This is a genomic window from Vibrio makurazakiensis, from assembly GCF_050337375.1.
Lineage (GTDB): Bacteria > Pseudomonadota > Gammaproteobacteria > Enterobacterales > Vibrionaceae > Vibrio > Vibrio makurazakiensis.
In genome coordinates, this window is the sequence record NZ_JAKJSW010000021.1 from 67,039 (window position 1) to 75,328 (window position 8,290).

Consider the following 8,290-nt stretch of genomic DNA (forward strand, 5'->3'; position numbering starts at 1 on the left):
AAAATTGTTCACCACCATATGATCAATTAGGCATCGTCTTCATCTACATATTGAGCTTGTAGATAGTTTTCGATACCGGTCAGTTTGATTAGACCAAGTTGGGTTTCCAGCCAATCGACATGTTCTTCTTCATCTTCTAGGATATCTTGGAATAGGTCTCTTGATACATAATCATGAGTATCTTCAGCATATGCGATTGCATTTTTCAGATCTGGAATTGCCGTCATTTCAACATTGAGATCACTTTCGAGCATTTCTTTAGTATCTTCGCCTATGTTCAATTTACCCAAGTCTTGTAAGTTCGGTAAACCTTCTAAGAAAAGAATACGTTCGATGAGATGATCAGCGTGTTTCATTTCATCGATTGATTCGTGGTATTCCTTATCAGCAAGATGCTTCAAACCCCAGTCTTTATACATTCTGGCGTGCAAGAAATATTGATTGATTGCGACAAGTTCATTCCCAAGAATTTTATTGAGATGTTGAATTATGATTGGATCACCTTTCATGACAAAGCCCTCCTCTTTGGCTCTTCTAACTGTAGAACCAATTCCAGAGGTGTCAAAAAAAGCGAGTATTCTTTATAAGAAAACTAACTTGCCTGTTTGAACAGGTCTTTCGCGGTATCGTTAATGATCTCTTTTGCTGTTCGTACGCACTTTCCACATTGACTGCCAAGTGCCGTACACTTTTTTATTCCCTTTATATCGGTAATGCCTTCTTCTAAAACGAGCTTACGAATTTTTTTATCGGAAACTCCATGGCATAAACAAACGTACATACTAAAACCCAATCTTTCACTTACGCTTAATATAAAAAGGAATCATTCTTATTACCAGTTCTATTTTTAGGCAGGTTAGAACTTTTTGTTATAGGAAACTTGGGAGAAGCACTGCAAGTAATGAATGAATAGAAAGGAGTGTCGGAACCAAAATTCTAACTAATYGTATCTGCTGTTTTATAATTACCTAGTTGAGTTAAATCTTTATAAATTGCTTATAACCAAAATACAAAAAGGGAAGCCCAAAGCTTCCCTTTTTTAATGCAGTTCTTCTAACGAAGAGTGTGCAAAAATCTAAATGCTATTAAGCGAAGATTTTAGCTACAACACCAGCACCAACTGTACGGCCACCTTCGCGGATTGCGAAACGTAGACCTTCGTCCATTGCGATTGGAGCGATTAGCTCAACAGTCATTTGAACGTTGTCACCTGGCATTACCATTTCTACGCCTTCTGGTAGAGTGATRTCGCCTGTTACGTCAGTTGTACGGAAGTAGAACTGTGGACGGTAACCCTTGAAGAAAGGAGTGTGACGGCCGCCTTCGTCTTTAGAAAGTACGTATACTTCAGACTCAAACTTAGTGTGTGGGTTGATTGAACCTTTAGCAGAAAGTACTTGGCCACGTTCAACGTCATCACGCTTAGTACCACGTAGAAGTGCACCAACGTTCTCACCTGCACGACCTTCGTCAAGCAGCTTACGGAACATTTCAACACCAGTACAAGTAGTAAGAGTAGTTTCTTTGATACCAACGATTTCTACTTCGTCACCWACRCGTAGGATACCGCGCTCGATACGACCAGTAACTACTGTACCACGACCTTGGATTGAGAATACATCTTCAATAGGAAGTAGGAACGGTAGATCAACAGCACGCTCTGGAAGTGGAATGTAAGAATCTAGTGCTTCTGCAAGCTCAACGATCTTGTCTTCCCACTGCTTTTCGCCGTTTAGAGCGCCAAGTGCAGAACCTTGAATTACTGGAAGATCATCTCCTGGGTACTCGTACTCAGAAAGAAGTTCACGAACTTCCATTTCTACTAGCTCAAGTAGCTCTTCGTCATCAACCATGTCACATTTGTTCATGAATACGATGATGTAAGGGATACCAACTTGACGACCAAGTAGGATGTGCTCACGAGTTTGTGGCATAGGGCCATCAGTCGCAGCAACAACTAGGATACCGCCGTCCATTTGAGCAGCACCAGTGATCATGTTTTTAACATAATCGGCGTGTCCAGGACAGTCTACGTGTGCGTAGTGACGATCAGGAGTATCGTACTCAACGTGAGAAGTAGCGATTGTGATACCGCGCTCACGCTCTTCTGGAGCGTTATCGATAGATGCGAAGTCTTTAGCTTCACCACCGTACACTTTTGAAAGTGTAGTACAGATAGCAGCAGTTAGAGTTGTTTTACCGTGGTCAACGTGGCCGATAGTACCAACGTTTACGTGCGGTTTCGTACGTTCAAATTTTTCTTTAGACATGGGGTGTCCCTCTAGGTACGGATTTAGGTGGCTTAAGGCCACGTAACCAAAAATATGGCGTTAACTTTTCGAAAGGAGAAATAGGCTTTTGACTGGTGCTAATACCCAGAGTCGAACTGGGGACCTCACCCTTACCAAGGGTGCGCTCTACCGACTGAGCTATATCAGCACACAAGAATGAGTTGGAGCGTGCAGCGGGAATCGAACCCGCATCATCAGCTTGGAAGGCTGAGGTAATAGCCATTATACGATGCACGCAACACGTAACTCTTTTGAGCTATTTAACCTTTAGAATATGGTGGAGGGGGACGGATTCGAACCATCGAAGGCAGTGCCGGCAGATTTACAGTCTGCTCCCTTTGGCCACTCGGGAACCCCTCCAAATTTTTAGGCTTCCTTCTCGCTCTTTAAATAAGAGGGAAGAAAGTGGTGCCGACTACCGGAGTCGAACTGGTGACCTACTGATTACAAGTCAGTTGCTCTACCTACTGAGCTAAGTCGGCACAAGTGGGGCGCATTTTATTGGATGATTTTCCGCCTTGCAATACTTAATTTAAAAAAAATTAAAATTTCTTCTTCGGTTGAACGAAATACCAAGAATTAGAGCGAGTTTGCTCATGTATTTCTTTGTTCTACCGTGTAAGCCATTTAATTTATTCTCCGCTTGCTGTATTTTCGCTGCTCTTATAATTAATTTTCATAGAGCGTTGTATGAGCCCATTTATGTCTTTTGACCGTGCTGCATGGTCTGAACTAAGAAGTTCGGTACCAATGACGCTATCAGAGTCAGACTTAAAAGAGCTACAGGGTATTAATGAAAAGCTGACGATGGAAGAAGCCGTAGACATCTACCTTCCTCTATCTCGTCTCCTAAACTTATACGTCGAAGCAAGACAAAGTCGAAATTCTGTACTTCATCAGTTTTTAGGTAAGAGTGAGCATGCTCCACCTTTTATTATCGGTATAGCAGGCAGTGTCGCTGTTGGGAAAAGCACCACGGCTCGACTATTGAAAGCTCTGCTATCTCGCTGGGAAAATCATCCAAAAGTTGAACTAATAACGACAGATGGCTTTCTGTACCCAAATGAGGTTTTGGAAAGCAAAGGGATTATGTCTAAGAAAGGCTTCCCTGAATCTTATGACATAAAGCGACTGGTTGAATTTGTATCAGACGTCAAAGCCTGTAAACGCAATGTCAAAGCCCCTGTTTATTCTCATCTTACGTACAACATTACGGAAGAAGAGAAAATTGTAGACTTACCGGACGTTCTGATAATTGAAGGGCTAAACGTTCTACAAACAGGAACACCTGACTCTCACRAACCAAGGCGTGTGTTTGTTTCTGATTTTTTAGACTTCTCTCTATACGTCGATGCCGATAGCCAGCTTATTGAAAACTGGTATATAAAACGGTTCATGAAGTTTCGTGACGGAGCATTTGCCAAACCAGGTTCTTACTTCGGCCATTACACAAAGTTATCAGAGCAAGCGGCTATAGATAAAGCAGCAAGTATTTGGCAATCAATTAACGGGTTGAACCTAGAACAAAATATCCAGCCAACAAAAGAGCGTGCTCACCTGATCTTAAGAAAAGGTGAGAACCATACTGTTGAAGAAGTGTTATTGAGGAAATAGAGGAGTTCTACTCCTCTAATCATTTTTTCGTAAAGATATTTCTCCACCAATAAAGCTTTGTATCCCTTGTTCTGTTTTAAGAACGACGGCACCCTGCTCATCGATTCCCAAAACCTCACCTTCGATTTCACGTGGTCCGATAATAAGGCGAACCTGTCGGCCTAAGAAGTTATCTAACCGATTCCAACGTGGCACAAATTCATTCATACCATTTTGTTCGTAATCGATTAAAGAGCTACGAAGCGCTTCGATTAGCGATTTTGCAAGTGTATTCCTACTTGGCAAAGGGTCGGGAGACACCTGAGTTAACGAAGTCCATGGTTGATCGATATTATCAGTGCCACTTTCCATAGCAATGTTCAGTCCCATACCGATCACAAGATTAGCAGCCCCACCGGCTTGACCTGACATTTCTACCAAAATACCGGCAAGCTTTTTGTCGTTAAAATACAAGTCATTAGGCCATTTGAGCTTAATTCCATTGATACCAAGCTCTTCTAGCGCCTCAACTACGGCGACACCTACCACTAGGCTAAGTCCCATTGCCGCTGCCATTCCTGCATCTAGACGCCAGTACATTGATAAGTACAGATTAGAACCAAAAGGAGATACCCATTGGCGACCACGACGGCCACGGCCGCGAGATTGATATTCAGCTAAACAAACAGAACCAGATTCAAGGTTATTCACATTATCTAATAGATATTGGTTTGTAGAATCAATGACAGGGATAACACTGATTGTACTGTTATCTGAAGCTCCCTTAATAACATCCTCATCCAAGAGTTCTAGTTGCTGAGCTAACTGATAGCCTCGCCCTTGAACGCGGTAAATATCAACGCCCCACTCTTGAATACCCTTAATGTGTTTACTGATAGCCGCTCGAGAAATTCCTATCTTATCCCCAAGAGCTTCTCCAGAATGGAACTCACCGTCAGATAAGTGCTTTAACAATGCAATTTTAGTGTGGTGTTCTTTCATAAGTCACTACCTACAATTTGACTTAAATTGGTCTCAGCAGTCTTACCCATAAATCTAACCTCATGCTCCAGTACGATTTGATATTTTTCCAAGACAGCGTTTCGGATCAATTGAGCGAGCTCGATTATATCGCTTGGCTTGGCATCAGAAGCATTAGTCAAAACAAGAGCCTGATTAGGATGAACTTGTGCTCCGCCAACTGAAATACCTTTGAACCCACATTGATCAATTAACCAACCAGCAGCAACTTTGATCTTCTCCCCGACAGGGTGGCCAATAATATTGGGGTAAAGGTCCTTTAGCTGATCGAACTGATCAGATTCGATCTCTGGGTTTTTAAAGAAACTGCCCGCATTACCTACAACATTAGGGTCAGGTAATTTACTCGTACGGATTGCGCAGACCTCGTCAAAAATAGACTTAGGGGAGAGTGAGTTCTTACTAATTGCCTGTAATGGGCCATAGTGATTATAGGCTTTCCAGCACTTAGCCAGTTTAAGTCCAATTGCGACAACAACACCTTTGCCGTAAAAATCGTGCTTAAAGATAGAATCTCTATAACCAAACTGGCATTGTTCTGCCGTCAAACGAATCACTTCTAATGTGTCTAATAACAAAAAGTCGACGTACTCACATACGTCCTTTAGCTCAACGCCATAGGCACCAATGTTTTGAATAGGAGCAGAACCGGCACAGCCAGGGATCATCGCTAAATTTTCCAGACCACCGATATTTTGATCTATTGTCCAGCTAACCAAACTAGGCCAATCCTCACCACCATCAATATGTAGGTGATAATACTCCTCGCTCTCTTGAACAGATTTACCCAAAATTTGGTTAATAATAACCACTCCTTGATAGTGCTCTGTAAACAACATATTACTGCCTTTACCGATCACCAGTTTAGGCATGCCTTGCCATTCCTTTGACTGATAGACAGATTTTAGGTCATCGATTGAGGATGCTTTTACAAGCACATCACAGGTTTGATCCAACCCAAAAGTATGGAACGGTTTTAAGTTTGCATTCAGATTAAATTGCATGGGCATTGGCTATTAAATTAAACTTTAACCATTCTAACTTAGATAACCCTCATAGTGCAGCAGCTGAATGAACAACGTGATTATTGAACAACTCGATCCAATAAAACTGCCCTTAGTTAAGCGATTCTACAAAGAGCATTATCCATCAGGAAAAGCTAACCGAAGTGAGCTGATATTGACGCTCACTATTGATGCGAGCATACAAGGCGTAGTTAGGTTTAGAACAGTAGAAAATTATAGGTTGTTGACTGGGATGGCAATCAGTACAAATCACCGATACAAAGGACTCGGTCATTCTCTTATGAAACATTGCAAAAATGATGTACTAGGGAGCTCTGACTATTGTTTTGCGTATAGACATTTAGAGGCATTTTATAGCGCTCATGGATTTCAGTTGATTGATAGTTCCGAGTTACCTCACCCACTCCATGTTTTATATGAACGCTACACCAACAGTGGTAAAGATCTCATTCCAATGCATTTCCGACTAAATTGTTAGAGAATCTCTCTATTTTCTAGTATTGATATACATTACTTTGGTAAAATTGAAGGTTCGCAATTTTGCATATTTTTAGGGTAAAACAACCAATATGATTGCCAGTAGGAATCCATTCGAACAGTTGCCGACTATCGCGCAAGATCCTGATAAGTTTGAAGTACTACTTTCAGCACATGCATTTCGCACTCGCTTGTTAGATGCCATAAAAAATGCAACAAGCCGAATTTCTTTGGTTGCACTTTACCTTGAAGACGATGATGCAGGACGTGAGATCCTTACCGCCTTATATGAAGCTAAGCAGCGTAACCCTGAGTTAGATATAAGTGTATGTGTCGATTGGCACAGGGCCCAACGTGGCCTAATCGGTGCAGAATCATCTGAAGGCAATGCGGCTATGTATAAAGCCTTTGCTGATAGATACGAACATAAAATTCCCATTTATGGTGTTCCTGTTCGTGGAAAAGAAGTCTTTGGTGTACTTCACCTTAAAGGTTTTATCATTGATGACTCGGTTATCTATAGCGGTGCTAGCCTTAACAATATCTACCTTAACTATCATGATAAGTACCGTTTCGACCGCTACCATGTTTTAGACAACACTCACCTTGCTGACGCGATGTTCTCTTATGTACATGAGCAAATGATCGCTGATAGCGCAGTGTTTGATTTAGCAGATCCAAATAAGCCAACCACCAAGCAGCTTAAACCGGCCATTCGACAGTTTCGCTCATCACTTGCGCGTTCACAATATAGCTGTGACAACCAAGAAGTTTCGAGCCAGCAAGTAGCCGTGACCCCATTGGTAGGTATAGGTAAGCGTCGTAATCGTCTCAATCAAGGAATTAACCAACTTGTAGCACAAGCAAAAGATGAGATTTTCATCTGTACACCTTACTTTAACTTTCCCCCAAGTTTAGCGAAAGAAGTTAAAAAAGCGCTGAAACGTGGCGTTAAAGTGAGCATTGTCGTTGGTGACAAGACTGCAAATGACTTCTTTATTTCTCCAGAAGAAACCTTTAAGACGATCGGTGGCTTACCGTATCTATATGAGCTGAACCTACGTCGTTTTGCTAAAGCGAATGAAGCAAACATCGCAAGCCGTAAACTTTCTATCCATCTTTGGAAACACGATACAAACAGCTTCCACTTAAAAGGTATATGGGTAGATAAACGCTACATGCTATTAACGGGTAACAACTTAAACCCACGCGCATGGAAGCTAGATCTAGAGAACGGTATATTTATTCAAGACAACTACAATCACCTATCTGATAAGTTCCAATCTGAAGTAGACAACATCCTTCAACACACAGAACTTATTTGCACCTATAAACAACTAGATAAGGTCGATACTTATCCTGATGAAGTCCAGAAGTTGATTCGAAAGATCACTCGTGTAAAAGCTGATAGAGTCTTAAAACAAATCCTTTAGCCCGTTAGTTACCAGACATAATATCAACGCCTAGCAACGCTAGGCGTTTTTGTATCTACGAGATAGCGAGATAGCGAGATAGCGAGATAGCGAGATAGCGAGATAGCGAGATAGCGAGATAGCGAGATAGCGAGATATTTTGTGGGATTGATATGTTCTGTCAAATTCCAGACGTAAAAAAGCCCAAGTCTTTCGACTTGGGCTTAGTATAAGTGGCGGAGTGGACGGGACTCGAACCCGCGACCCCCGGCGTGACAGGCCGGTATTCTAACCAACTGAACTACCACTCCGCAGTGGTCAACTCACTAAGTGAGCGTCCATATCTCTAGATTGGTCAATCTAAAGATTAAATTTAAAGCCTGGCGATGTCCTACTCTCACATGGGGAAACCCCACACTACCATCGGCGCTATTGTGTTTCACTTCTGAGT

8 protein-coding genes, 5 tRNA genes and 1 rRNA gene are annotated in these 8,290 nt (G+C 41.9%); 3 read left to right on the plus strand and 11 right to left on the minus strand.

The window, feature by feature from the left end; translation table 11 throughout:
• Positions 1-26 precede the first annotated feature (26 nt).
• The 7 genes from bfr to L4C33_RS03115 all read right to left on the minus strand — a co-directional run bounded on the left by bfr (position 27) and on the right by L4C33_RS03115 (position 2,773).
• The gene (gene bfr / locus L4C33_RS03085) at positions 27-509 is read right to left on the minus strand and encodes a bacterioferritin (RefSeq protein WP_428810988.1); all 483 of its coding nucleotides are present in this window, start codon (positions 507-509) and stop codon (positions 27-29) included.
• An 83-nt stretch (positions 510-592) separates the two neighbouring features.
• Positions 593-781 (minus strand): (2Fe-2S)-binding protein, encoded by a 189-nt coding sequence (locus tag L4C33_RS03090; protein WP_428810989.1) that lies wholly within the window; start codon positions 779-781, stop codon positions 593-595.
• Between the two features lie 304 nt (positions 782-1,085).
• Positions 1,086-2,270, minus strand: a complete 1,185-nt coding sequence (tuf, locus tag L4C33_RS03095; RefSeq protein ID WP_428810990.1) for an elongation factor Tu — start codon at positions 2,268-2,270, stop codon at positions 1,086-1,088.
• Positions 2,271-2,363: 93 nt separating this feature from the next.
• Positions 2,364-2,439, minus strand: a tRNA-Thr gene (locus L4C33_RS03100).
• Between the two features lie 14 nt (positions 2,440-2,453).
• Positions 2,454-2,528 (minus strand) — tRNA-Gly (locus L4C33_RS03105).
• A 38-nt stretch (positions 2,529-2,566) separates the two neighbouring features.
• Positions 2,567-2,651 (minus strand) — tRNA-Tyr (locus L4C33_RS03110).
• Positions 2,652-2,697: 46 nt separating this feature from the next.
• Positions 2,698-2,773, minus strand: a tRNA-Thr gene (locus L4C33_RS03115).
• A gap of 208 nt (positions 2,774-2,981) precedes the next feature.
• Here L4C33_RS03115 and coaA point away from each other — a divergent pair.
• Entirely contained in the window at positions 2,982-3,905 is a 924-nt protein-coding gene (gene coaA, locus L4C33_RS03120; RefSeq protein ID WP_428810991.1) for a type I pantothenate kinase, read from the plus strand.
• A 15-nt stretch (positions 3,906-3,920) separates the two neighbouring features.
• Here the strand turns inward: coaA and birA are convergent, their stop codons facing one another.
• Together birA and murB are read right to left on the minus strand one after the other, a co-directional pair.
• Complete coding sequence (birA, locus tag L4C33_RS03125) at positions 3,921-4,886, minus strand: bifunctional biotin--[acetyl-CoA-carboxylase] ligase/biotin operon repressor BirA (protein WP_428810992.1); 966 nt, start codon at positions 4,884-4,886, stop codon at positions 3,921-3,923.
• Positions 4,883-5,929, minus strand: a complete 1,047-nt coding sequence (gene murB, locus L4C33_RS03130; protein WP_428810993.1) for a UDP-N-acetylmuramate dehydrogenase — start codon at positions 5,927-5,929, stop codon at positions 4,883-4,885. Before murB ends, birA begins: the two co-directional genes overlap by 4 nt.
• 67 nt (positions 5,930-5,996) lie before the next feature.
• On the opposite strand from murB, the gene L4C33_RS03135 reads away from it, so the two are divergent.
• Entirely contained in the window at positions 5,997-6,428 is a 432-nt protein-coding gene (locus L4C33_RS03135; RefSeq protein WP_428810994.1) for a GNAT family N-acetyltransferase, read from the plus strand.
• A gap of 91 nt (positions 6,429-6,519) precedes the next feature.
• Entirely contained in the window at positions 6,520-7,860 is a 1,341-nt protein-coding gene (pssA, locus tag L4C33_RS03140; RefSeq protein WP_428810995.1) for a CDP-diacylglycerol--serine O-phosphatidyltransferase, read from the plus strand.
• A gap of 213 nt (positions 7,861-8,073) precedes the next feature.
• On the opposite strand, the gene L4C33_RS03145 is transcribed toward pssA, so the two are convergent.
• Positions 8,074-8,150: transfer RNA gene (locus L4C33_RS03145), tRNA-Asp, on the minus strand.
• A gap of 67 nt (positions 8,151-8,217) precedes the next feature.
• Positions 8,218-8,290 (minus strand): 5S ribosomal RNA (gene rrf, locus L4C33_RS03150); the annotation flags it as partial.

What these genes read in the sequence shown, in the direction of transcription:
- murB (WP_428810993.1), bottom strand. Translation starts at nt 5,929, where the DNA reads ATGCAATTTAATCTGAATGCAAACTTAAAACCGTTCCATACTTTTGGG.
- L4C33_RS03135 (WP_428810994.1), top strand. Translation starts at nt 5,997, where the DNA reads ATGAACAACGTGATTATTGAACAACTCGATCCAATAAAACTGCCCTTA.
- bfr (WP_428810988.1), bottom strand. Translation starts at nt 509, where the DNA reads ATGAAAGGTGATCCAATCATAATTCAACATCTCAATAAAATTCTTGGG.
- L4C33_RS03090 (WP_428810989.1), bottom strand. Translation starts at nt 781, where the DNA reads ATGTACGTTTGTTTATGCCATGGAGTTTCCGATAAAAAAATTCGTAAG.
- pssA (WP_428810995.1), top strand. Translation starts at nt 6,520, where the DNA reads ATGATTGCCAGTAGGAATCCATTCGAACAGTTGCCGACTATCGCGCAA.
- birA (WP_428810992.1), bottom strand. Translation starts at nt 4,886, where the DNA reads ATGAAAGAACACCACACTAAAATTGCATTGTTAAAGCACTTATCTGAC.